Source organism: Schaedlerella sp. (assembly GCF_056796775.1).
This window is the reverse complement of the sequence record NZ_JBQIKP010000039.1, coordinates 1-24,870: the sequence shown is the minus strand read 5'-3', so window position 1 is coordinate 24,870 and position 24,870 is coordinate 1. Positions and strand designations below refer to the sequence as shown.

General features: G+C 52.2%; 22 protein-coding genes. 7 read left to right on the top strand and 15 right to left on the bottom strand.

Translation table 11 applies throughout. The features are described from left to right. Positions 1–78: 78 nt before the first annotated feature. The 4 genes from prmA to ACTOY7_RS15935 all read right to left on the bottom strand — a co-directional run bounded on the left by prmA (position 79) and on the right by ACTOY7_RS15935 (position 2,697). The gene (prmA, locus tag ACTOY7_RS15950; protein ID WP_482670823.1) at positions 79–1,029 is read right to left on the bottom strand and encodes a 50S ribosomal protein L11 methyltransferase; all 951 of its coding nucleotides are present in this window, start codon (positions 1,027–1,029) and stop codon (positions 79–81) included. A gap of 66 nt (positions 1,030–1,095) precedes the next feature. After that, the gene (gene moaC / locus ACTOY7_RS15945) at positions 1,096–1,614 is read right to left on the bottom strand and encodes a cyclic pyranopterin monophosphate synthase MoaC (protein ID WP_160283524.1); all 519 of its coding nucleotides are present in this window, start codon (positions 1,612–1,614) and stop codon (positions 1,096–1,098) included. 385 nt (positions 1,615–1,999) lie between these two features. After that, positions 2,000–2,182 (bottom strand): (2Fe-2S)-binding protein, encoded by a 183-nt coding sequence (locus ACTOY7_RS15940; protein WP_300825618.1) that lies wholly within the window; start codon positions 2,180–2,182, stop codon positions 2,000–2,002. 2 nt (positions 2,183–2,184) lie between these two features. Further along, entirely contained in the window at positions 2,185–2,697 is a 513-nt protein-coding gene (locus tag ACTOY7_RS15935) for a ferritin (protein ID WP_160283546.1), read from the bottom strand. A gap of 241 nt (positions 2,698–2,938) precedes the next feature. On the opposite strand from ACTOY7_RS15935, the gene ACTOY7_RS15930 reads away from it, so the two are divergent. The 3 genes from ACTOY7_RS15930 to ACTOY7_RS15920 all read left to right on the top strand — a co-directional run bounded on the left by ACTOY7_RS15930 (position 2,939) and on the right by ACTOY7_RS15920 (position 4,535). Then, on the top strand, positions 2,939–3,235 hold the full coding sequence (locus ACTOY7_RS15930; protein WP_160283522.1) for a zinc-ribbon domain-containing protein: 297 nt from the start codon (positions 2,939–2,941) through the stop codon (positions 3,233–3,235). A gap of 4 nt (positions 3,236–3,239) precedes the next feature. After that, positions 3,240–3,605 (top strand): DUF2085 domain-containing protein, encoded by a 366-nt coding sequence (locus ACTOY7_RS15925; protein WP_482670824.1) that lies wholly within the window; start codon positions 3,240–3,242, stop codon positions 3,603–3,605. A gap of 78 nt (positions 3,606–3,683) precedes the next feature. Next, on the top strand, positions 3,684–4,535 hold the full coding sequence (locus ACTOY7_RS15920) for an SDR family oxidoreductase (protein ID WP_482670825.1): 852 nt from the start codon (positions 3,684–3,686) through the stop codon (positions 4,533–4,535). 44 nt (positions 4,536–4,579) lie between these two features. On the opposite strand, the gene ACTOY7_RS15915 is transcribed toward ACTOY7_RS15920, so the two are convergent. Together ACTOY7_RS15915 and ACTOY7_RS15910 are read right to left on the bottom strand one after the other, a co-directional pair. Beyond that, on the bottom strand, positions 4,580–7,717 hold the full coding sequence (locus tag ACTOY7_RS15915) for a YfhO family protein (RefSeq protein ID WP_482670826.1): 3,138 nt from the start codon (positions 7,715–7,717) through the stop codon (positions 4,580–4,582). A 51-nt stretch (positions 7,718–7,768) separates the two neighbouring features. After that, the gene (locus ACTOY7_RS15910; protein WP_482670827.1) at positions 7,769–8,815 is read right to left on the bottom strand and encodes a glycosyltransferase family 2 protein; all 1,047 of its coding nucleotides are present in this window, start codon (positions 8,813–8,815) and stop codon (positions 7,769–7,771) included. Positions 8,816–9,250: 435 nt separating this feature from the next. Here ACTOY7_RS15910 and ACTOY7_RS15905 point away from each other — a divergent pair, with 435 nt between their 5' ends. Beyond that, positions 9,251–10,120, top strand: coding sequence for a phosphoribosylaminoimidazolesuccinocarboxamide synthase (locus ACTOY7_RS15905; RefSeq protein WP_482670828.1), 870 nt, complete (start codon positions 9,251–9,253; stop codon positions 10,118–10,120). 116 nt (positions 10,121–10,236) lie between these two features. On the opposite strand, the gene ACTOY7_RS15900 is transcribed toward ACTOY7_RS15905, so the two are convergent. From ACTOY7_RS15900 to ACTOY7_RS15890, 3 genes are all read right to left on the bottom strand, one after another. Then, positions 10,237–10,467 carry a hypothetical protein gene (locus ACTOY7_RS15900; protein ID WP_160285200.1) on the bottom strand — a complete coding sequence of 77 codons (231 nt, stop codon included), beginning with the start codon at positions 10,465–10,467 and terminating at the stop codon, positions 10,237–10,239. 317 nt (positions 10,468–10,784) lie between these two features. Continuing rightward, positions 10,785–11,972 (bottom strand): DUF4317 domain-containing protein, encoded by a 1,188-nt coding sequence (locus ACTOY7_RS15895; RefSeq protein WP_482670829.1) that lies wholly within the window; start codon positions 11,970–11,972, stop codon positions 10,785–10,787. 25 nt (positions 11,973–11,997) lie between these two features. After that, positions 11,998–12,756, bottom strand: a complete 759-nt coding sequence (locus tag ACTOY7_RS15890) for an alpha/beta fold hydrolase (protein WP_482670830.1) — start codon at positions 12,754–12,756, stop codon at positions 11,998–12,000. A 525-nt stretch (positions 12,757–13,281) separates the two neighbouring features. On the opposite strand from ACTOY7_RS15890, the gene ACTOY7_RS15885 reads away from it, so the two are divergent. The 3 genes from ACTOY7_RS15885 to ACTOY7_RS15875 all read left to right on the top strand — a co-directional run bounded on the left by ACTOY7_RS15885 (position 13,282) and on the right by ACTOY7_RS15875 (position 17,929). Next, positions 13,282–14,193 (top strand): AraC family transcriptional regulator, encoded by a 912-nt coding sequence (locus ACTOY7_RS15885; RefSeq protein WP_160284039.1) that lies wholly within the window; start codon positions 13,282–13,284, stop codon positions 14,191–14,193. Positions 14,194–14,310: 117 nt separating this feature from the next. Further along, on the top strand, positions 14,311–15,975 hold the full coding sequence (locus ACTOY7_RS15880; RefSeq protein ID WP_482670831.1) for an alpha-glucosidase: 1,665 nt from the start codon (positions 14,311–14,313) through the stop codon (positions 15,973–15,975). A gap of 286 nt (positions 15,976–16,261) precedes the next feature. Beyond that, entirely contained in the window at positions 16,262–17,929 is a 1,668-nt protein-coding gene (locus tag ACTOY7_RS15875; RefSeq protein ID WP_160284037.1) for a glycoside hydrolase family 13 protein, read from the top strand. A gap of 72 nt (positions 17,930–18,001) precedes the next feature. Here the strand turns inward: ACTOY7_RS15875 and ACTOY7_RS15870 are convergent, their stop codons facing one another. From ACTOY7_RS15870 to ACTOY7_RS15845, 6 genes are all read right to left on the bottom strand, one after another. Then, positions 18,002–19,567: an alpha-amylase family glycosyl hydrolase gene (locus ACTOY7_RS15870; protein ID WP_482670833.1), complete on the bottom strand. Its 1,566-nt coding sequence runs from the start codon at positions 19,565–19,567 to the stop codon at positions 18,002–18,004. Between the two features lie 197 nt (positions 19,568–19,764). Beyond that, on the bottom strand, positions 19,765–20,865 hold the full coding sequence (locus ACTOY7_RS15865) for an ABC transporter ATP-binding protein (protein ID WP_300826073.1): 1,101 nt from the start codon (positions 20,863–20,865) through the stop codon (positions 19,765–19,767). A gap of 60 nt (positions 20,866–20,925) precedes the next feature. Further along, entirely contained in the window at positions 20,926–21,741 is an 816-nt protein-coding gene (locus tag ACTOY7_RS15860) for a YesL family protein (protein ID WP_160284035.1), read from the bottom strand. 193 nt (positions 21,742–21,934) lie between these two features. Further along, positions 21,935–22,795 (bottom strand): carbohydrate ABC transporter permease, encoded by an 861-nt coding sequence (locus ACTOY7_RS15855; RefSeq protein WP_160284034.1) that lies wholly within the window; start codon positions 22,793–22,795, stop codon positions 21,935–21,937. After that, a complete protein-coding gene (locus ACTOY7_RS15850; protein WP_160284033.1) occupies positions 22,795–23,862 on the bottom strand; it encodes a carbohydrate ABC transporter permease in 1,068 nt (355 codons plus the stop codon). Before ACTOY7_RS15850 ends, ACTOY7_RS15855 begins: the two co-directional genes overlap by 1 nt. Before the next feature lie 93 nt (positions 23,863–23,955). After that, the coding region (locus ACTOY7_RS15845) for an extracellular solute-binding protein (RefSeq protein ID WP_482672485.1) at positions 23,956–24,870 on the bottom strand (915 nt) is incomplete at its 5' end.

Here is a 24,870-nt window from a genome sequence, read left to right as displayed (position 1 = left end):
GCGCGCGGCAACGGCATATCTCCTTATGCGGCTGTCTGCATCCTATGATACTGTGCAGCAGATGTACTAGCGCTCCGTTTATTTCCTCGCCGTCACGGACACCCACTCGCCCTGGTAAGTCACCTCCAGGACTTCCAGCCCGGCCCGCTCCACTGCTTCCACGACCGTCTGTTCCTTGTCGTCAATGATCCCGCTGGTGATGTAGATCCCGCCCGTTTTCAGCTGGGACACGATCACCGGGGTCAGCTCCACGAGCACATCCGCCAGGATATTTGCCGCCACGATGTCATACTTCTCATATCCCACCCGCTCCTGGATCTCTGGGTCGTTGATGAGGTTGCCAATCATGACCTCGTACTGGTCCGGACGGATGCCGTTTCCCTGCATGTTCTCATGGGTGGCCTCCACGGCACAAGGATCCAGATCCGTCCCCACCGAATAGGCTGCCCCGAATTTGAGCGCCAGCATCCCCAGGATCCCGCTGCCGCAGCCCACATCCAGGATCCGGGTCCGGTCGGTCACGTATTTGCGGATCTGGCGGATACAGAGCTGGGTCGTCTCATGCATCCCCGTGCCGAACGCCGTGCCCGGGTCAATGTGGATGACCATTTTCTCACTGTCCTCCGGCTTCACATCCTCCCAGGACGGAATGATCAGGATGTCATCCACATAAAACTGATGAAAATACTGCTTCCAGTTGTTCATCCAGTCCAGATCCTCGGTCTGGGATTCCTCAATGATGCCTTCTCCCACGTCCGTCCACGCGGAAAGCTCTGAAAGCCCGCCGCGCACCTCCGCGAGGATTGCCCCCGCATCCTCCTCTTCGTCCAGGTAAAAGCTTAAGTAAGCCACCCCGTCGTCCGCCCCGGTCTCCGGCAGGATATCCACAAACATCTGCTCCTTGTCGGCCGCGGTCAGAGGAACCTTATCCTCAATCTCCACCCCCTGGATGCCAAGATCCATCAGCATGCTGCTGACAATATCCTCGGCTTCGGTCGTTGTTTTCAAACGAAATTTATTCCATTTCATAATCGTTCCTCCTCGTATTCTATGAAACGCCCACTCACCTTCGTTCAGCGGCATGCCGCCTTCCTCCTACCACAGGTGCAGCTCCTTCGCCTTCCGCGCGGTATTCTGATGGTTCTCATTGCGGATCTCCCCGCTCTTGCCGCCGGTCTTCCGGCAAAGATAGATCTCCCCGATCTCCATGGACTTGTCCAATGCCTTGCACATGTCATAGATCGTCAGAAGGGCCACGCTCACCCCGGTCAGCGCCTCCATCTCCACCCCGGTCTTGCCTGTCGTCTTCACCGTGCAGTAGCAGTAGATCGTAGATTCCTCCGGCGCCATCTCAAACCGCACCCTACAGTTGGTCAAAGGCAGGATATGGCACATCGGGATCAGTTCCGACGTCCGCTTGGCTCCCATGATCCCCGCCGTGGACGCCACGCCCAGCACGTCTCCTTTCCCCACCGTCCCGTTCCGGATCGCCTCATATACCTCGGGGCTCACCTGGATCTTCCCGGTGGCCGCCGCCTCCCGGACCGTGTCCTCCTTATTCGTCACGTCTACCATGACTGCCTTTCCCTCTTCGTCAAAATGCGTCAGCCCCATATCCATCTCCCTTTCCCCCGATCTGTTTCCTGTACCCGTTTTACCTTCCCGGCTGCTTTCATCCTCTGTTCCGCAAAAAACGGCCGTTTCGCTCCGTTCATCATGGTTTCGATTATACTGAAAACTGCCGGGCCTGTCAACATTTTAGAAAATAACAGGCTGGCCGGTAGAATCATTGGTTACAGGTCACACCTTGACCAGGCGTGCCCTGTAACTCAGGCCGTCATTTTAAATTGCCTACGGCAATGGACGGCCTGAATCCCAGCTTTTATGTGCATCCTCCTGACCAATCAGCGTAGTGATTGGTCAGTGTGTGACATGTAACAATAATTGGAACTTCAAAAAAATACCCGCTGCCCAATTCCACCAGGCAGCGGGTAATCCTTTATTGTTTTGCCAAAAGCTTCTTCGTCAGCTTCTTCACCTTTTTCTTACATTTCCCGCAGCCCTTCCCGGCCCGAGTCATTTTCTTCACTTCCTTAAATGAGGAAGCCCCCTTTTCCACAGCGTCCGCCACGTCCCCCTTGGTCACCTGATAGCAGGGACAGATCACTTTCCGGCGGTTCATGGCTACAGTACCAGGGAAGGCGCGGAATAGACGCGCGCGCCCAGCTCATTGTCCAGCATATACAGGCTCTTCGGGTCATCTCCGAACAGTTCGAATTTCTTTACCAGCGTCTCCGCGTTGTTTTCCTCCTCGCCCTGCTCCTTCACGAACCAGTCCAGGAACTGCATGGTGCGGAAATCCTTTACGGAATGCGCCGCCTCATAGATCGTGTGGATCAGCTCGGTCACATACTGCTCATGCTTCAATCCCGCTTCCAGAACCGACTTCGCGTCGGTGATCTCAACAGACGGCTTGTCGATGGCCTCCAGGACCACCTTTTCCCCATTGTTCTGCAGATACTGCAGCATCAGCATCGCATGGTCGCGCTCCTCCTGGACCTGGATCCTGTACCAGTTGCCGAATCCGTCCAGTCCTTCGTCATAATAATAATTTGAAAAATCCAGATACAGGTACGCGGAATAAAATTCCTTGTTGACCTGCTGATTTAATAATTCTACCACTTTCTTGTCCAACATCTCTATATCCTCCTTCTGTACTTTCACGATCTCCTGACCGCTTTTTCCGCCCTCTATTATACACTTCTGGTTTTGTTCTGTAAATATGGAAATCTTAGTATTCATTGACAAAAAACAGCCGAAATTATATAATAAAGCAAGCGGACCGCGCGGTGATTTTGCAAGGCAGGAGCGCTGTAACAGCTTCTGTTTTCCGGACACCATACTTTACCGTCAGATGATTTTGAGGAGGGAAAATATTATGGCATACTGTAAAAAATGCGGAGCTCAGATTGATGATGAGGCCGTAATCTGCCCCCACTGTGGAGTATCACAGACTACCATGCCGCCCACCGTGGACAACGGCGGATTCCTGTGGGGCCTTCTGGGGTGCTGCATCCCCCTGGTCGGCCTGATCCTGTTTCTTGTCTGGAAGGACACAAAGCCCAGGACCAGCAAAGCCGCAGGGATCGGGGCGCTGACCGGCGTCATAATCGGAGTCGTATTTTATGTATTGATCTTCATTCTGAGCATGAGTACGGCATACTACATGCATTAACAACATGGCATGGCTTTACAAATGGCTGCCGATCTTTTTCGGCTGCCATTGCCGGCCTGACCGGTCTTTTTTTTACCGCGGCAGGCAGTTTCCCGTCTGCGCCCGCTGTACCGGAGAGCTGATCGGGATCTTGGCGCTGCTTTTTACGTACCATGCCGGCCATCCCCATGCAGGATTCTCCTGTGTCCTGCTGCTCCCGCTCATCACCGACGGACTGGTTCAGCTCTGCACGTCCTATGAGAGCAAAAATCTCCGCCGTCTCTGGACGGGGATCCTGTTTGGCTACGGTCTGACAAATCTTTTCTTCTTGTCAGTTACCGCAGTTTCCCATTTAGGATTTGCCGCAGGTCTGAAGCTGAAAGGCCTGTAACTCCTTCCGCCGCCAGGCAGATTTCCATCTGTGCGGCTGGGCAGGTCTCATCGTCCGGATTTTCAAGAGAGGTTCCCCATGAAACGATTACTGATCACAGGCGCGTCCGGCTTTCTCGGCAGACGGGCCGCGGCATTTTACAACGACACATACGAGATCTGCGCTCCCTCCCGCACGGAGCTGGACATCACTGATCCAGAAACTGTATACGCGGCATTCCGCCGTTTCAGGCCCCACTGCGTCCTCCACTGCGCCGCCGTTTCCGACCTTGGCATGTGCGAAAAGGATCCCAAAGGCTCCTGGCGGATCAACGTAGGCGGCAGCAGAAATATGGCCGCGGCCGCGGCGGAATTTTCCGCAAAATGCCTGCTCTGCGGCTCCGACCAGGTTTATTTCGGAAATGGGATCAAGGGCCCCCACAGGGAAGAGGAGCCCATCGCCCCTCCCACCGTTTACGGCAGGGAAAAGAAGGCGGCAGAGGAAGAATGCCTGGCAGTCAATCCGGACTGCGTCATCCTGCGCCTGACCTGGATGTATGACACCTGTACCCTGGCCCCGCAGGAGCATGGCGACTTTTTCCGGACACTGGCTGACCGGCTGCGGACATGGGCTCCTCTCAGCTATCCCGTTTACGACATTCGTGGGATCACCGACGTAAACGAGGTCATCCGCAATTTCGAAAGCGCCCTGGAATTAACCGGCGGGATTTATAATTTCGGTTCCCCGAATCACAGGAACACCTACGAAACCGTCCGTGCCATGTTCACAGCCCTTGGATGGGATCCGCGCTCCCTGACAAAAAATGAAGAAGCCTTCGCCGCAGATCCCCGGGATATCAGCATGGACACCGGAAAATTGAACGACAGCGGAATCACGTTTTCTTCCACCCTAGATGCACTGGCGCGAAACGGGCGGATGCTTCGATCTTAGGCACTGAATTCCTGAACGTGTCCTCCCCAAACATCACCCATTTGTCATGGGTTCCTCTGGATTGGCGCCGCTTCCCGCACGTATTTCCCGATTATCAGGAAAAGCAGCAGCACCGCCCCCAAGGCAGAGCACCAGGCTCCGGCCTTTCTCCCCGGCGCATGATAAACCAGCTTCACATCATGTCTCCCTTTCCCGATTTCAAATCCAAGAAATGCCATATTCACCTTCTTTGCTTCCACAGGCTCCCCGTCCACCTGAACCTCAAAATTCGGATCATAGGGAATAGAAGTCACAAAGTACCCTTCCCTTTCCACATCCACGGAACCCGCGGTCACCTGCCCTTTTGTCCGTTCCCAATCCGGATGAAACTCCGACTGATACAGCCTGCCGCTCCGTTCCCGGTTCGTTTGCTCCCCCCAGTCTCCCAGAAAACAGGTGAGCCCCGTGATCTCATAATCCCCCTTTCCAAATGAAAGCTCCGCCGACTGCTCCCCTTGTTCCAGCAAAACCGCAAAAGAGAATGTAGTATTTCCGTTATAGTAAAAATGATTCCCGGCCGTCAGCTTATTTTGTTCCCCTTCCAGCCGTACCGCGACATCCTGCGACGGATGATGATTCTTGACCTGAAACTGCAGGAACAAGATCTGACCTGGCTCTGCCGCATCTGCCGGGTTCGCGGCTCCACTGCCGGAATCCATCCCCCGCCTCGGCTCCTCCGCTTCCGTAGCTTCCGTTCCGGAATCCCCGCTCCGGTCCGGTTCCCGCCCATCCATTTCGCCCATCCCGGAAATCTCTGCCCGGACCGTCCCCGTCTTTTCCGCCCGAATCCGGTAACCGTCTCCCGTCTTTACAATCTGGAGCGAATCACTGCTCTCCGCCGGCAGTACAATCTCCGCCGGTTTCAATGCCTGCCGGACTTCCTCCAAGATCCGCCGCTCCATTTCTGTGCTTCCGCCGCTTGCTTCCCGGTCTTCCGTGCTTCCGCTTCCTGCTTCCCGGTCTTCCGTGCTTCCGCTTCTCGCTTCCCCGCCTTCCGTGCCTCTGGATTCCGGTTCATCCTCCTCCGCAGGCCCAACCGCCCCATAAACCAGCGCCATCTGATGATAAGGAAAATCCAGCTCCTCATATGTATTTTCCGAAATTATCCGGTCCGTCACATAAGCCGCCGGAGCCGCACATAGATTTTCATAAATATCCATCCCATCCCCCCTTCTCACAAGCTCATATCCTGGGACTTCTTCGTCTGAGATCAGATACCGCACTCCCATCATCTGCCGAAATACCGGATTTTTTGACACGGACTGCATCAGGTCATTGCGGAAGGGCTCCTCCACCTCAAACACATTTTTCCGAAACTCCTGGTATCCCTCGTTGTAGGATGACGAATATACCGATGAAATATACTGCCTCATATCCCAGACCCGGTTCAGATCCGCCGCGTTTTCCGACTCGCTTCCTGCCTGCTCCAGCCGGTAAAATCCTTTGTCTCTCTCCAGGATTTCCTCTACTGCCTGTCCAATCGCCGGATCCGTCACTGCTTCATAAAACTCCCGGCTTTCCACCCGCCCTGCCTTCTCGTGAAATACACTTCCATACAGGATCAGAAATACCACCGGAGAAGCCATCAAAAGCATCAGCCTTTTTCTCCGCCAGAACAGCAGAAAGCATCCCGTCATGATGGCTCCATCCGTCAAAAACAATGCTCCGTACTGTGAAAATTCCGAATGTCTCTGCCCCAGAGCCAGAAGCCAGAGCGTCACCAAAAACGGAATCATTCCCGCCACAAACGAAACCTCTCTGTTTTCCAGCTTTTTTAAATAGCATGCTATCAGATAGCAGAGCAGAGGCAGGCACGGGATCAACGCCTTGTCCCTGACGTAGAGCCCTCCGTTCAGCGCCCATGCGAAAAAGGGAATTGTCAGAATGGCAGCGCATCCCCAGAACAGCACACGTTCCTCCGCCTTTTTATAAGTAAATCCCGTAATCAGAACTGTGATCATCAGAGTCGGCAGCCCGATCCCATAGGGGGTATAGATCAGCCTGTCCACCTGCAGGTTCGGAATCCATACAGAAGCCAGGCTGACCCCGGCCTTCGCTCCTTCCCGTCCGGTCAGCGCCGCAGCTGTGGGAATCAGCAGAATCCCGCTCAGCAGGACAGCAATCAGCATGGGCCATAAAAACCGGATCCCGTCCCGTAAAAATCCCGTGATCGTGATCCTCTGCCTCTCCCCATCCTGCATCCTGTAAATCATATTCTTTCCTGCGGACTCGCTTATGATCTCCTCACTTTTCACATTGCATGCTATACTTTCCGAACAAAGACATTCTTTTATTTCTTCTGCCCTGCCTTCTGGATCTGTATCACATGCTGTCTTTTTCTCAAATGATTCTTTTTTGTTTCTTTGTAAAATCACATAGCATACTATCTTTTCAAAAAATAATCGTTTTCCATTTCCTCTTCCTTTTGTATCGCATGCTATGTTTTTACCAGAAAAATAATTCTCCGCTTCTCTTCCGCTTCGCCCTTTTCCTTCCACATACCGGTATATCCCATACAGTACCAATACCAGCATTCCCCCGATGCTGAAATAAAAGCTGGTCAGGATCATCAGAAACACACTGACCGTATAAAGCAGCTTCCCGCCCTTTTCAAAGTAATTGTCCACTCCCCAAAATGCCATACACAAAAAAGGCATATAATTGACAAACATGATCTGACAATAGGAATGAAAGATCATGGGGCCCGACAGAAGATACATCAGCGCCGTCATGAAGCTGATCCTGCCGGAAAATCCCCGTCTCAAAAGCCACCCGTAAAGCAGCTCCGCAGACGCCGTCAGGCTCACGATCGAAGCCCCCATCAGATAATCCCCCATTTTCACGGAGGGAAACAGATACGAGATCAGGATCACCGGACTGAACAGCCCATAATAAGAAAAATGATAGATATTCTGCCCGCCTCCGATATTTGCCGCGAATTCCGGAAACAATTCCCCCGTTTCGTAGAACTGCTTCCGAAAATAATCCGGAATCACACTGTGCTGACTGATCCAGTCCACATTTGAGCCAAAAATCCCAAATCTCCCGACGAAGCACCAGCAGAAGAACACCGACGCCAGCCCCAGCAGAAGGAAAGGCAAAACCCGCATGCAGCGCCAACTGTATTTCTGTCCGTACCTCATAGATCCGCTCCTCCTCTTTCCTGATTTCTCCACTACTTCTCTCTTATCTTTTCACTGCCTGTAGCCACTCAAGACTCCGCCCGATACCTTCTTTTCCTCCCGGCTGTTCTGCATCGGGATCACATTCTTATCCTCCCGGCCTCTCTTTTTCAATGCAGACGCCGCTTCCTCCCGGCTGTCTTCCTTTAAAATAAATACCGGTCTGCGCTTCGTCTCCAGATACGTCTTCGACAGGTACTGCCCCACGATCCCCGTACAGAACAGCTGGATCCCGCTGACCAGAAAAATGATGCACACCAGAGACGGCCACCCGGACACCGGATCTCCCCACACGATCGTTCGCACGATGATGAACAGGATCATGAAAAAGGACAGCCCGCAGAACACCATTCCCATGACCGACGCCAGAGAAAGAGGCGCCACCGAAAATCCCGTGATCCCCTCCAGGGAATACAGGAAAAGCTTGCGCACAGACCATTTCGTCTCCCCCGCGGCCCGCTCCACATTTTCATATTCCAGCCATTTCGTCTCAAAGCCGACCCATTCAAAGATCCCTTTCGAAAAACGGTTATATTCGCTCATTTCCAGCACCGCATCCACCATCCTGCGGCTCATCAGACGGTAATCCCTGGCCCCGCTCTCAAACCGGATCTTGGAAATGCGATTGACAAGGTCATAGAATTTTTCCGACAGGAAGGAGCGGATCCTCGGCTCCCCGGTCCTCGTCGAGCGCTTCGCTGCCACGCACTCATATCCCTCCTCCGTTACGATCCGGTACATTTGAGGCAAAAGCTCCGGCGGATCCTGCAGGTCCGCATCCATAACCGCCGCAAAATCCCCTGTCACATGTTTGAGTCCCGCATAGATTGCGGCCTCTTTTCCGAAATTTCTGGAAAATGACAGGAAACAGCAGCGTCCATCCTGTTCACTCATCTTTCGCATCACCCCAAGCGTTCCGTCCGTCGAACCGTCGTCCACAAACAGCAGCTCAAATTCCACCTCCGGCATTCCATCCATCACAGCCGACATTTTTTCATAATATACCGGCAAAGCCTCCTCTTCATTCAGACAAGGAACTATAATGCTGATCTTCTTCATGTCTTTTCCTCTCCTTTACTATTCTCTGCCCTTCGTATACCTGCTCTCTCGAACAACTATACTTTATCCCTAATTTATTAAAAACCAGGCAAAAAATATCTTAAAATTTCTTAAGGACAAACCAAAATTTTCTTAATGCCTCCCTTTTGATACTTTATAGTATACCCAGAAAAAATCACAAACCATTCACGATCCGTAATTATCACGAAATTGTGATAAAAATTCAGCGCGCAAAAAAAACATATTGATTTTTACTGCAAAAAATGGTTATCTATATATAGGGTTGTCCTGCCGGACCGGCGCTTTTTCGTTCCCGGCTTTTCCATCCCGGATAACTAATATAAGTCAAAACCGCGCGGCAAGCCGCAGGGTATCTGCCCTTCGCGGCATCCGTTAAGTATCCATGCATTGCTTCGCGGAAATAAAAAGAGTGAGGTGCACAAGATGAAACCGATAAAAGAAGGAAAGGTCCGTGAGATCTACGACAACGGCGACAGCCTGATCATGGTTGCCACAGACCGAATCAGCTGCTTTGACGTGATCCTGAAAAATGACGTGACCAAAAAAGGAACCGTATTGACACAAATGTCCCGTTTCTGGTTTGATATGACTAAGGATATTCTGCCCAACCACATGATCTCCACCGATGTGGCCGACATGCCCGAATTTTTCCGTCAGCCTCAGTTTGACGGAAACAGTATGATGTGCCGGAAGCTCAACATGCTCCCCATCGAATGTATTGTCCGGGGATACATCACCGGAAGCGGCTGGGCCAGCTACCAGAAGGACGGCACGGTATGCGGCATTGCGCTGCCGGAAGGGCTTCAGGAATCCGACCAGCTTCCAGAGCCGATCTACACCCCTTCCACCAAGGCCGAGATCGGGGACCATGACGAAAACATTTCCTACGAGCAGAGCATTGCCCATCTGGAAAAATATTTCCCGGGCAAGGGCGAGGAATACGCGTCCAAGCTCCGCAATCATACCATCGCGCTCTATAAGAAATGTGCGGATTACGCAAGAAGCCGCGGCATCATCATTGCGGATACCAAATTCGAGTTCGGCCTGGATGAGGACGGCAATCTCGTCCTCGGCGATGAGATGCTCACACCCGACAGCTCCCGTTTCTGGCCCGCTGACGAGTACGAGCCGGGGCACGGCCAGCCCTCCTTCGACAAGCAGTTTGCCCGTGACTGGCTCAAGGCAAACCCGGGCAATGACTGGACGCTTCCGGAGGATATCGTAGAAAAGACGATCGGCAAATACCTGCAGGGATATGAGATGCTGACCGGTGAGAAGCTCTGAGCCGCGTAAGGAACACCCACTGACGAAATATGTTCTGCATTCAGACAAAAGAAGACACCAGCTCCATAAAGTACATGGGGCGGTGTCTTTTTCTTCACTGGCACAGATCTATATATTTATTCATCAAATTCCAACACAACGATATCGAACTTATCCGTGGACTTAATCTCCTTCACGATCCCCTTCCGGGATTTCAGCCGCTCATAACTCCGGAAGTTCGCGCTCATCCCAAGCATATGCTCCAGTATATAATAATAGGAAGAAGGGAGCACCCCTTCCGTAATATTCATCTCCTGCCCGATCTGAAAAGCATCCTTATCCTCAATCGTAAATTCCATCCGTCTCATGACATCCCTCCTCCTTGCCGCTGCCCTGCCGTCACTCATCTGCCTTCCTCAAAAGCCGCTCTTCCCGGCATCTGCCGCATGGCCGCTCCCGGTGATTCTCCGGCATCTGTCACGCATCCGCCTCCTAGTACAGCATTGCGTATATAATGGTGAATAATGTGCCTGATATTTTTGTCAGGACAAGGCGGAGGAAAGAGACGATGCGGTGGCATCGTTGATTGACGACAACGCAGAACTGGCAGAAATAGCAGGTGCAGAATTCACCGTTAATTACGCAATGCTGTACTGGTACAACCCGCAATAATTCTCCACACCTTTCACATGTCTAAATTTTCATCTGCTGCGTCTGCTTCCATCGACGACGCTACCGGCTCCGGCCTCCTGATCGTCCGCACATGGATTCCGTTCACCTCAATATGGTCGTCCACCGCGATCACCAGACACTGCCTGCCATCGATTACCCTGGTCTCCACCAGGTCCGCACGGTCGGGGTTTACCTTAATCACCACATCCGGAGTCTCAATATTAAACTTCCGTGTCTCCGCGATATTTTCCGCCAGAAGCAAGTTCTTCTCCCCTGCCGCGGCATCATAGTTCTGCTCGAACAGTTCCATATTTTCCGCGGGAACCCCGCTGTTCTCGAACACCTTTTTCATGTCCGTCCTGTCCAGCGCCAGCGGCTCCGGCTCCTCCTTGTGCTCCGCGATCATGTCATTGAGTGTATCATGGATATTCCGGATGATCTCATAATTGCCTTCCTCCCCCAGCGTGTCCTCAATCAACAGCTGAAACGCCTCCTTCTGGGTGTCCGCAGACATGGGGCTTGTCGCCCCCAGCACCTGGTCGATCAGCTCCGGCTGGAGATCCTGGGTTTTCTTCGTATAATACAGGATTCCGTGAAGGTCCGTATTCCGGTCATTGAACGCCGGGAACAAGAATCCCTTGTCCGGCATTTCCACAATCCAGTCGCGGATTCGGTCCTGAATCCGGTTATCCTCCGCATTGTAGGACAGCCCCGCCTTGGAAAGCGTCACCGGGCAGATACTGCACATCAGATATTCATACACATAATCCGACGAGTCATACATTTCCAGATTGTCCGATGCCTTTCCCGGGATATCATACATGGCATGGATCAGGATAATATAATAATTTCCCTCATATATGTAATTCTCAATGATTTTGTCATAAAATTCCTCCAGGAGCATGTCGTCTTCCAGCTTGCTGTTCTTCAGCTTCATCAAAAATTCCTGGGTCCCGCCGGGCATCTCCTGATCCAGCGGGAACTCCATATTGAGCATATTCCGCCCGATCCCTCCGGACAGCGTTTTTTTGAAAATATCAAAATACTTAAACGCCTCCTCCTCCGGCAGTGAAAGAAATGCCTCCCTCGTCTCCATCTGCTTGTTCTTCTCATGGTCCACGTAGCACCCGCAGATCCGCGTGATTGCACAGTTCGCTGGGGTGAACTGCTTCCTGATCTCTAAAACTTCCTTCTTATTCATTTATCTTCCCTCTCTTCCTGTACCATTACCGCCCTCCTGCCAGAAATCCTTTCACCGCCTCCGCAATTTCCTCCGCCCGTGAAGCAATCAGCGGATGCGCGCCGGTGTCGTAGATTTTATAGCTGATATCCGGATTTGCGGCATGCAGCCGCGCGCATTCCGCATCCATGTCATTTGCAAGCATTTCATCCTCCCTGCTGACCGTGATGAACAGCGGAACCCGGATGGTTTCTATGGGCCTGCCAAAAATCCGCGCCTGGCTGCGCTCATAATTGACAAGCACCTCTGTATCCTGATCCACCACCGTTTCCCAGTCCTCCCCCTGGCACCATTCGTAAAAGCCGCGGGCCTGCACGTCTTTTTTGGCGGACCGCCTTTCCCGAATGATGGCGTCCGCAAATCCCTCCGGCAGGACGCTGCCGTCAAAGCTGTCCGCCACGACCCTGGAAAAAAGCTCCGGCATTTCCAGCGCTGCGTTGATGGCGGCATAGGCTCCGCCGCTGGTGCCGACCAGATTGACCTTTCCGCGGTTCAGCGCTTTACACAGCTCCACAATCTGATGCCCCTGGTCAATCCACAATTCATCGGGTAATTTCGCAACCCGTTCCGATTTTCCGTTTCCCAAAAAATCAATCAGGATCACTTTTACATCGGCTGTATACAACGGAAGGATAAACTCGAACATCTTCGAGGAAGCCGTGTTTCCATGAAGAAAGACGCAGGGCTCACCCTCACCGGTCTCCGTGTAAAAAATCTGTTTCCCATTGTAATCAAAATATGCCATACATGCCTCCTTATCCTTTCGTCCAGAGCCGCACATTCCCGTTCACACCACCGCGGCGAACCCGTCCTGTTTAAAATATGTTTTATGCGGCACGGCGGAACAGGTTCACATAATCGTCATATTCCGCTCTGTCAAATATCCCTGTTCCATTTCATCTTTTAGTATTATCATAACCTTGTCAACCAAGGCTGTCAATTCATTTCTTGTCAAAGGAAACTTCCTTTCCGGATTTAACCGGGGACGCAGCCGGAGAAGAACATCCGGAATCCGGCCAATTCAGTGATGGGGCAGGGTTACATGTCACACCTTGACCAGGCGTGCCCTGTAACTCTTTATTGACTTTTCCTCAAAACAATGTTAGGTTGTTATATATGGAAAATCCGCCGCCGGCATTTTTTCTTCATTCAGAGCTGTACAGTCATCCCACTGCAGCCGGCAGCCGTTCTATACACAGTGGTATCCAAAAAGGCCATTCCGTACCATGCCTTACCAACGAATTTCTGAAAAAAACAGAGGAGGATCTACATGCAGCCGCAATTATCCAATCTGAAAGAAATCCGTCCCCACGGCACAAAAGCGTTCCCATGCGCCATCTACCAGACCCGGTCCGTAGGCAAAGGAGTACTCGTCAAGCACCATTGGCATGACGAGGTCGAAATCTTATATTTTTCCGGCGGCCAGTTCCGTCTGGAGATCAACATGGAGCAATTTCCGATCCGCTCCGAATGCCTGTATTTCATCAATCCCGGTGAGCTCCACAGCATCGCCACAGAGCAGTCTGGCAGCCTGACAGAGGAAGCGGTCGTCTTTTCCCCCGGCATCTTAAGCTTCGATTCCTATGATGCCGCGCAGATGCAGCTGCTCCAGCCCATGCAGAACGGGAAAATACGCTTCCCCCGGTTTCTCCTTCCCGGCCATCCTGCATTCGCTCCGATTCACGCCGCATTTACAGAGATCATGCAGTCCTTCGGCCCTTTCGTCGAAGACCTGTCCCTCTGCGACGGCGCCGTCACCGACGACCTGACCAGCCAGCTGTATATAAAGTCCTCTTTGCTCCGCATCCTCGCGGTGCTTTCCAGCCACCGTCTCTTCACCCCCATGGAGAAAAACCATGACAAGCGGGTCGAAGTGATCAAGAAAACACTGACCTATATCCGGGAAAATTATAAAGAAAAGATCTACATCCACGATCTGGCGAAGCAGGCATGCATGAACGAGCAGTATTTCTGCCGCTTTTTTAAAAAAGCGATCGGCCGCTCTCCGATCGAATACGTCAATGAATACCGCGTCAAGCAGTCCCTCCGCCTTCTCGAGGAGACGGACCTTCCCATCACAGAGGTCTGCCTGGAAAGCGGCTACAACAATCTGGGCAATTTTCTCCGGGAATTTCGGAAATATACGGGCACCACTCCGCTGCAGTACCGTAAAAAATCCTAAAAGTCAAAATAACGTATTTTTTAATCAGATAAATGAAAGACAAATCCATTTTTAGATATTATAATACAGCTATAAGGGTTATCCGAAAATCTGAACGAACAACATGGAGGTATCATTATGACGAAAAAATGGTGGCATGACAAGGTAGCATATCAGATTTATCCAAAGAGCTTTTATGATTCCAACGGAGACGGCATCGGCGACCTCCCAGGCATCATCGGCAAGCTGGATTACCTGCAGGACCTGGGCGTGGACATTATCTGGCTCTCCCCCTGCTATCCCTCCCCCCTTGCGGACGAAGGCTACGACATCTCCGATTATTATGATATCGATCCCCGTTTCGGCACCATGGAGGACATGGATCGTCTCCTGGCCGAGGCAAAAAAACGTAATATGTACATCCTCATGGACCTGGTAGTCAACCACTGCTCCGATGAACACGAGTGGTTCAAAAAAGCCTGCCAGGATCCGGAAGGAAAATACGGCAACTTCTTCTATTTAAGAGATAAAAAAGAAGGGGAACTCCCCACCAACTGGCGTTCCTATTTCGGCGGCCCGGTATGGGAGGATCTTCCCGGAACCAACAAGCAGTATCTGCACGTGTTCCACAAAAAGCAGCCCGACCTGAACTGGGAAAATCCCGAAGTCCGGGAGGAGGTCTACAAGAACATCAACTGGTGGCTGGACAAGGGCTTGGGCGGCTTCCGCATCGACGCCATCATCAACATCAAGAAGGCGCTTCCCTTCCGTGACTACGAGCCCGACCGGGAGGACGGCCTGTGCACCATCAAGGCCATGCTCAGCGAAGCAAAGGGGATCGGCGAATTTTTAGGAGAAATGCGGGACCGCACCTTTAAGAAATACGACGCCTTCTCCGTGGGAGAGGTCTTTGACGAAAAGCCCGAAGAGATCCCGGATTTCATTGGAGACAACGGCTATTTTTCCAGTATGTTCGACTTCAACGAGACGATTTTCGGGGAAAGCGACAAGGGCTGGTACGATATGCGGCAGATTACGCCGGACGACTACAAAAAATGCTGCTTTGAAGCCCAGGCAAAAGTCGGCGATATGGGATTTTTATCCAACATCATCGAAAACCACGATGAGCCCCGCGGCGTCAGCCGTTATATCCCCGAAGGCGACTGCTGCCCGGAAAGCAAAAAGATGCTGGCGGCCCTCAATTTCATGCTCCGCGGCCTTCCGTTCATTTACCAGGGACAGGAGCTGGGTATGGAAAACGTCCCCATCTCTTCTATAGAAGAAGTGGATGACATCTCCGCCATCAACGAATACCAGGTTGCGCTGGACGCAGGGCTTTCTGCGGAAGAAGCGGTGAAGGTCGTTTCCAAATACAGCCGCGACAACGCCCGCACCCCCATGCAGTGGACCGGCGGGGAAAATGCCGGGTTCACCACAGGAATGCCCTGGCTGAAGGTCAATCCGAACTATACCTCCATCAATGCGGCCGCACAGCAGGACGACCCGGATTCCGTGAGAAGCTTTTACAAGCAGCTGATCGCCCTGCGCAAGAATCCGGAATACAAGGAAACCGTAGTATACGGAGCGCTGGAACCGGCATGGGAGGATCAGCACAACCTGATGGCATATTACCGCAAGGGCGATAAGACGCTGCTGGTGATCGGCAATTATCAGAAGGAAGAGCAGGCAGTGACATTACCGTCCGAGCGCAAAAAGGTACTGCTGAACAACTATCCGGATCTTGCTCAGGATAACAATACGATCCGGCTGCGCGGATACCAGGTACTAATCCTGGAAATGTAATATCCGCCCCCCTGAACTACGATTTATGCACACACATACGAGCCTGGTAAGCAAGACACAAAACACAGGCTCCTATTACTCACACAGCGATACATTATACATAGCATGCTACTGTTCACACCCTGACCGGGCGCTCACAGTAACGGCATCCGGCTCATTGGAAAGTCGCCTGAAGGCGAGGAGCCGGATTCCCGTTCCATCACTGTATTGGCCGGCTGCCGTGCAGTGAGCGCGCGGCACCGTGTGAACAGTAATCATAGCATGCTACAGAAAGGAGCTTACGATTATGAACAGAACATGGTGGAAAGAAGCAGTCATTTATCAGATTTACCCCCGCAGCTTTATGGACAGCGACGGAGACGGCATCGGCGATCTGCAGGGAATCATCAGCCGTCTCGATTACCTCAAATACTTAGGCATCGATGTCATCTGGATGTCCCCGGTCTACAAGTCTCCCAACGATGACAACGGCTATGACATCAGCGATTATCAGGCGATCATGGATGAATTCGGGACCATGGAGGATTTCGATGAGCTACTGGCCGCTGCCCATGAGAGAGGCATCAAGATCGTCATGGACCTGGTGGTGAACCACACCTCCGACGAGCACAAATGGTTCGTGGAAAGCCGCAAATCCGCAGACAACCCGTACCGCGACTACTACATCTGGCGGGAAGGGAAGGACGCCCAGACCCCGCCCAACAACTGGGGCTCCTGCTTCAGCGGTTCCGCATGGGAATACGACGAAGCAACCTCCATGTACTACCTGCACCTGTTTTCCAAAAAACAGCCTGACCTGAACTGGGATAACCCGAAGGTACGCCAGGAGGTCTTTGACATGATGACCTGGTGGTGTGACAAAGGCATCGATGGCTTCCGCATGGATGTGATCAGCATGATCTCCAAGGTAAAAGAACTGCCCGACGGCGAGATCAAGGGTCTGTACGGCGACTACGGCCCCTATGCGGTAAACGGCCCCAACGTCCACAGATACCTCCAGGAAATGAATGAAAAGGTATTGTCAAAATACGATATCATGACCGTAGGCGAGACCCCCGAGGTCACCACGGAGCTTGCAAAGCAGTACGCAGGGGAGGACACCCGCGAGCTGAACATGGTCTTCCAGTTCGAACACGTAGATTCCAAGGGAAAATACGCAAAGTGGACGGACGAAAAAATGCCCCTCACCACCCTGAAAAATATCTTCACCCGCTGGCAGACCGAGCTCTATGGAAAGGCATGGAACAGCCTGTTCCTGGATAACCACGACCAGCCGAGAGCCGTCTCCCGCTTCGGAAATGACAGCCCTGAGTACCGGGAAACTTCCGCGAAAATGCTGGCTACCTGCCTTCACATGATGCAGGGCTCCCCCTACGTGTACCAGGGGGAAGAGCTGGGTATGACCAACTACCCATTCCAGAGCCCCTCCGATTTTCGGGATATCGAGAGCGTCAACGCATATAAGGAATGGTGCGAGAGCGGCCTTGTCTCCCACGAGGAATTCTGGCCCTGCCTGCTCTGGCTCAGCCGCGACAATGCCAGGACCCCCATGCAGTGGGACGACAGCAGCCAGGCCGGCTTCACCACCGGCACCCCCTGGATCGCGGTCAATCCGAACTATAAGGAAATCAACGCCAAGGCGGAGACCGCAGACCCCAATTCCGTATTCCACTATTATAAGAAGCTGATCGCCCTGCGCAAACAGACCCCGATCATGGTCTACGGAAAATACGAGCCTCTGTTCGAAGACAGCGAGGATTGGTTCGTCTACACCCGGACCCTGGATCAGGAAAAACTGCTGGTAGTCTGCAGCTTCACCGACCGGGAGACCGCATTTACCATCCCCGAAGAATTTGCAGGCGCGGACCTCCTCATCTCCAACATGGAGCCTGCAGGCAATCAGGGTACGGTGACCCTTCGGCCCTACGAAGCCTTTGTACTGTGGAAAAAATAATGAGCATGAAAAAAAGCCCCTCGGCACACTTCTGAGGGGCTTTTCTTCGTATTCAATATCAAGCGCTTTCTCTTACTTCTCTTCCTTCACAAACACCGCCGCAGCCGCCGGAACCACGATCCTCCCGGCTTCCGCTTTCAAGTCCCCGCCGTTCTGGTACACCACCTCGCCCAGCTTCCCGCTGTACTCAAAGCTTGCTTCCTTCCCGGACGGATTGATCACCACCAGGATGGACTCCTTCCCGTCCGTCCTGCGGTACACCAGGGGATACGCATGCTCCTCACAGTACAGGAACTCGATCTTCGCCTCACTCTGCAGCACCGGATTGGCCTGCCGGATTTCGATCAGCTTCTTCACCTCATGGTATACCGACGCCGGGTCCGCCATCTGCTTCTCTGCCGTGGGCCGGTTCCTGTCCGGGTCAATGGGGATATACAGCAGCTCCGCCGCTCCTGCCGAGAAGCCTGCGTTCAGGCCGCTGTCCCACTGCATCGGGGAGCGGGAACCCGTCCGGTGATATCCGCCCTCCACAGACACTACATCCGGGAGATACTTCATCCCCAGCTCATCCCCGTAATAGATGAACGGCGCCCCCGGCAGCGACAGCACAAACGCGAACACGATCTTGATCTCCTCCGCGTCCAGCCACTTGGAGAGCCTGTCCATATCATGATTTCCCGACGGCACGCAGATCATGCCCTTGCCGTTGGTGGGCTCATAGCACATCTTATAGTAGTCGATAAACTCCATCGCGTTCCCCTTGCCCTCCCGGGAAAAATAGGGATCATCCCCATGGAACAGATCCGTATAATGACTGGGCCCGAAATGCAGCATAAAATCCATATGGAATCCGGACCGTAAGCTCCGGTCCGGCTGTCCCCATTCCGAGATCATGGCCGCCTCCGGAAATTCCGTTTTCAAAAAGTCCATGAAATCCTGCCACAGAAGGATCGTCCCCTCCTGCTCCGGGTCATTTTTCACAAGGGAGCCTGCCATATCCACGCGAAAGCCGTCGCAGCCCATTTCCAGCCAAAACCGCATGATATCCTTGATCGCTTCCCGGGTAGCCAGCGCGTCCTCCGAATCCATCGGCTGTTGCCACTCCGGCTCATCCACCTCATAGAAGCCGTAATTCAGGCAGGGCTGGTGGGAATAAAAATTCACCGCGACACAGCCGTCCCGCTGGCTTAAGCCCCGCAGAAAGCCCCGGATGCTGCCCACGCCCTCGAAGCTCTTCCATGCTTCATCCGTCCACACATACCGCCCCGAATACGCATTGCTCTCCGGCTTCAGAGACTCCTGGAACCAGGGGTGATCCCAGGAGGTATGCCCGGGAACCAGATCCAACATCACATGCATGTCCCTCCGATGCACTTCCTCAAACAAACGCTTCAGGTCCGCGTTCGTCCCGTACCGGGGCGCCACCTTCATGTAGTCGGACACATCATATCCCGCGTCCAAAAACGGAGATTCGAAGCAGGGGTTCAGCCAGACGGCATTGCAGCCCAGCTCCTGAATATAATCCAGATGGTCGATGATCCCCTGGATATCTCCGATCCCGTCCCCGTTCGTATCCGCAAAGGACTGGGGATAAATCTCATAAAACACCGCATTTTTCAGCCAATTCACCATCATCATTTCCTCCTCTTTCTACAAAGAAAGCCCTGAAAGAACGTATCCGGTCCGCACACTGTCCGAACCATCACAAATGCTTCTCTTTCAGAGCTTAATCCTTTTTATTACAGTCACTCAAAGCGGCACAGAGCTTCCGATTCATATCTGCCGCGGCTCATACGCGTAAACCGCCGGCAAAGCTGTCTGCCGGTGCTTCACCATTAATGACAGATCGCCTTTTCCGTTTCCTTGTCAAAGAAATGCGCATGATCCATATTTGCCGCGATCCGGTACGCGCCTCTCTCAGGCTGCTTTCCGGCTGCCGGAATCTTCACGATGATCCGGATATCACTTACGGTCATATACAGGTTATAGTCCGCGCCCAGCAGTTCGCTGAAATTCATCTCCGCATCCATCGCATTGTCCTCGGTCAGCATATTCTGTCCCAGGAAGTCCTCCGGACGCAGTCCCATGATCACCCGTTTGCCGGCATACTTCGCCAGGGCGTCGCACTTAAATTCCGGAACAGCCAGCTTGTTCTTGCCGAGCACCGCATAGAGCCTGCCGCCTTCCTTCGCAATCTCCACATCCAGGAAGTTCATCTGCGGGCTGCCGATAAATCCTGCCACAAACAGGTTCACAGGCTGCTCATACAATGTCTGGGGCGTATCAAACTGCTGCACGATCCCGTCCTTCATGACCACGATGCGGTCGCCCATGGTCATAGCCTCTGTCTGGTCATGGGTTACATATACGAAAGTAATGTTCAGTCTCTGGTGCAGCTTCGCAATCTCCGTTCTCATGGAAGCACGGAGCTTCGCGTCCAGATTGGAAAGCGGTTCATCCAGCAAAAATACCGCGGGATTCCGGACCATGGCGCGGCCCAGGGCCACACGCTGTCTCTGACCGCCGGAAAGCTCTTTGGGCTTCCGGGTCAGCAGATGCTCCAGATCCAGGATCTTCGCCGCCTCATGCACGCGCTTGTCGATCTCCGCCGGGTCCTCCTTGCGGAGCTTTAAGCCAAACGCAATATTCTTATATACATTCATATGCGGATACAACGCATAATTCTGGAATACCATCGCAATATCACGGTCCTTGGACGGCACCTTATTCATCAGCCGGTCTCCGATATACATCTCCCCTTCCGTTATGGACTCCAGCCCCGCGATCATTCGCAGAGTCGTGGATTTTCCACAACCAGACGGCCCGACCAGAATAATAAATTCTTTATCTTTTATCTCTAAGTTCAAATTCGGGACAACCGGAGAGGTCGCGCCCTCATAAGTCTTTGTCACGTTTTCAAAACGAATCGAAGCCATAATCATTTCCTCCAATTGTTAAAGTTTCAGCAGCAGTCCGCTTTGCGCGCCGCACTTCTGCTATCTCCTTTTCTTTGCGCCCTTTGCGGCGCTTCCCCCGGCCGCCGAACTGTTTCCCTTACCGGGATACGCCTGCCGGTTCCAGTCCGGGTTCGAATAACTGCTCTCCTGGAAGAACACCTCCGCATTCCGGTGCTCCTCGTCAATAAACACAGCCTCCTTCGGAGCCTCATGCTTCACTTCCAGCATTTCCGGGTCGATCCTCTGGAATGCCTTCCGGAAAAAGAAGCTGTTCAGATAGGCCACGATCCCGAATCCCATCATTCCCCACAGAAAAACAGCCAGATTCAAGCCGTCCGGATTCATAAAGAAAGATATATAAATCGCCGCTATGACAAGCAAAATGCTGAGTATTGTCCAAGGCAGCGCCGCGATACTGAGCAGCCATGCATTTTTCAGCGTGTTCTTCACATGGTTTTCATATCTTGCCTGCAGCGGAAACAGATACTGAAACCCGAACAGGAACAGGATGCACATCATGAAAAAGCTGATCCGGTATACCCTTCCCATCGCGCCGCCCATACTGGACACGATCAGATAGTAGATTCCCAAAAATGCAAATGCCGCCAGGCACAGCAGCCAGATCACGGTTGCCTGCTTAAAATTCCGCCGGAACGCGTCCCAATACTGCTTGACGATGATGTCGTCCTCATCATCCGTCAGTATCGCCTGCATGCAGGCGTACAATGCCGTCAGCGCCGCCCCCACCGTAAACAGCGGAAGCGAAAGAAGACAGAACGCAATGTTGCACAGAATGATGTTCGCCAGCTTCCTCAGCGCGTTCATCAGCGGTCCGTTCATATCAAATAAATTCATAGCGGGCTCCTTTCCGAAAAGAAGCGGGTATCTGTACAGTTACAGAAGCCGTATATCTGCTCAGTGCCTTCGCAGATACGCCGCAATCCCATGAAAATTGGCTTCGCCAATGGGGATTGCTCCTGCAGATGATGCGTTTTCGTACGAACAACGCAGTAAATGCGCTGTCCTGTGCTGAGCAATTACGAAACTGTTACTTGATCGCGCCTTCTACCATACCGTTCATGATCTGCTTCTGAGCGATCAGGAAAATGATGACCATCGGGATGATCGCCAGCAATGCCGCTGTCAGGATCAGGTCCCACTGTTTTACATAGGAACCTACGAAAGCCTGCACCGCAACCGGAAGCGTCTTGACCTTGCCGTTCTGTCCCAGCATCAGGGACGGCAGGAGGTAGTCGTTCCAGATCCACATTCCGTTCAGGATCGTAACGGTGGTAATAACCGGTGTCAGCAGCGGGAAGATGATACGGAAGAACGTACCCTCCGGGGAACATCCGTCGATGGATGCCGCCTCCTCCAGCTCATAAGGGATACCCTTGATAAAACCGGTCAGGATAAATACAGTCATAGCGCCGCCGAATCCGCAGTACGCAAACACGATACCCGGGATGGACTGCAACAGGGAGATCCCTACGAAGTTGCCTACGTCACGGAAGGTAGAGATCAGCGGCAGCATAACAACCTGGAACGGAATGATCATGGACGCGATAAAGATCATGTAGATCGCCGTGGACCATTTCGTCTTATTCCGGCAGATGACCCATGCAGCCATACCGCCGAACAGAGCCAGTACGACCAGTGAGATCACGGTAATGATCACGGAAGTGCCGAACGCGTACCAGAAGTTAAAGTTCGAGTTATTGACTACAGAGGAGAGGTTCGTCATCAGCTGTGAAAAGCTGACGCCCTCAAAGCCAACCGGGCTTGCAACGATACTGTTCGCGTTCTTGAACGTATTCATCACTACCAGATAGAATGGAAACAGAGTATATATCGCAACGATGATACCGATAACGGTCAGGATGATCTTTCTCGATTTCTTCATTTCCATTACATCTCCACCTCCTTCTTGTTAGAGATCCGTACCTGAATAATGGATACACAGGCCAGGATGATAAAGAACAGAACTGCCTTCGCCTGTCCAAGCGCATAGTTGTTCTTGGAAATTGCCGTATTGTAAATGTTCAGGGCCAACATCTGGGTACCATTGGTCAGATAGCTTCCGAAGAAGTCTGTCACGGAGCCTGTACCGTTTGTCAAAGCCATATTCACGTCAAACTGCTTGAACGCGGAGGTCAGTGTCAGGAAGGTACAGATCGTGATCGTGGATGCGATCATCGGAACCTTGATCTTCATCAGAGTGGTCCATGCGTTGGCGCCGTCAATCTGAGAAGCCTCCAGCACATCCTTCGGCACAGTGGTCAGACCTGTTACGTAGATCAGCATGATATATCCTGCATACTGCCAGATATATACAACGATGATCGCCATAAACGCGGTCTTGGTATTGGCAAGGACAGAATTCTGATGGCCGCTGATGGCCGCGGTGATCTGGACAAGCACATTGTTGAACGCGAACTGCCAGATATAACCCAGTACGATACCTCCGATCAGGTTCGGGAGGAAATACGCCGCACGGAAGAAATTCACGCCTTTCAGCTTGCTGGTACACAAAAGAGCCAATGAAAAGCCTACCAGGTTCACCAATACCATATTAAATACCACAAACAGGAAGGTCAATAATACAGACCAGATAAATGCCGGATCCTTAAACATCGTAGTATAATTCGTCAGCCCGATAAATCCTGTAAATTTGATGCCGTTCCAATCTGTGAAGGAATAGAAAATACCCAGAAGCAACGGGATGATCACTGTCACTGCAAATGTGAACAATAGTGGAAACAAAAATATAAAATTAATGATGCCGCGATGATGTTCTACTGTCGGGAATAAATACAGTCCGATCAAAAACGCGATCGCCCCGATGATCAGCAATGGTCCCCTGACCGGACTTCCGCCGCCGGAAAAGTCCATCACTAAGGAAACTACCATACCAGCCACTCCTGCGGCCAGAAGAACAAGAGACAGCATTTTTCTGCTTGATGAGTTCTCAGACATTTTATAGCTCCTCTCTATTGGTTCTTATTTTGTAATGGAGACAGGAGAACATGTCCCCTGTCTCCTTTCATTTAGAGAAAATAAATCTTTAAGTTAGTTTGCGTAGCAAGCCTGAATTACCTGCTCCATTGTCTGTACAAATTTATCTGTATCCAGATTGCCTGCCGCGTAATCAGAGAATACCTGGCCAGTGTAGTTCTGCGCAAGTCCTTCCTTCATGCCCAGCCAATGCCATCCGGAAGTCTTTCCTGCTGTCTGGTAGTCTACGATCGTCTGCGCGAACGGATCATTTGCGACATACTTGCAGGAATTGTACGGGCTGATAAATCCAGCTTCCTCTACCAGTACCTGCTGTGCCTTGTCTTCGGAGCACCACTGCAGGAATGCCTTAGCCGCCTCTGCGTTTCCATCAGAGAATACAGACCACCAGGAAGGTGAATTTGTCAGGATCGTGTCCATGCCGTCTTCAAACGCATATGGAACCATTCCAACCTTGAAGTTGCCTGCCGCTTCATAAGCTTCCGCGTCATCGCCTGTTATGGTAGCGCCGATCCAGGAACCCTGGGTAACAAACGCATACTTGCCTGACGCAAAGTTCAGGATCTGCTGATCATATGTACCGGAAACCAACAGCGCCGGATCGGAGTACTGATTCAAAAGACCTACAAACTCCGCAAAATCTGTCAGACGGTCTTTGTCTACTTTTCCGCCGTCATTGAGCATATCAATATAGGTTGTATCATCACGGTCCAGACCGCCGTCAAGGTAATTTGCAAACAAGTGGTTTCCTGTTGACCAGTACAGGTTTGTAGCCTCTGCGCAATAGCCTACAACAGCATCCAGGCCAAGGTCAGCTTTTTTGGAATCCAGTGTCTTAAAAGCCTCTTCGATCTTATCCGGGGAGGTCAATGTTGCCGGATCAATCTCAGCCTTCTCCAGAATGTCCGCATTGTATGCCAGGCCGACCGCTTCTACCGTATACGGGAATCCGATGGTGCCGTATTCCTC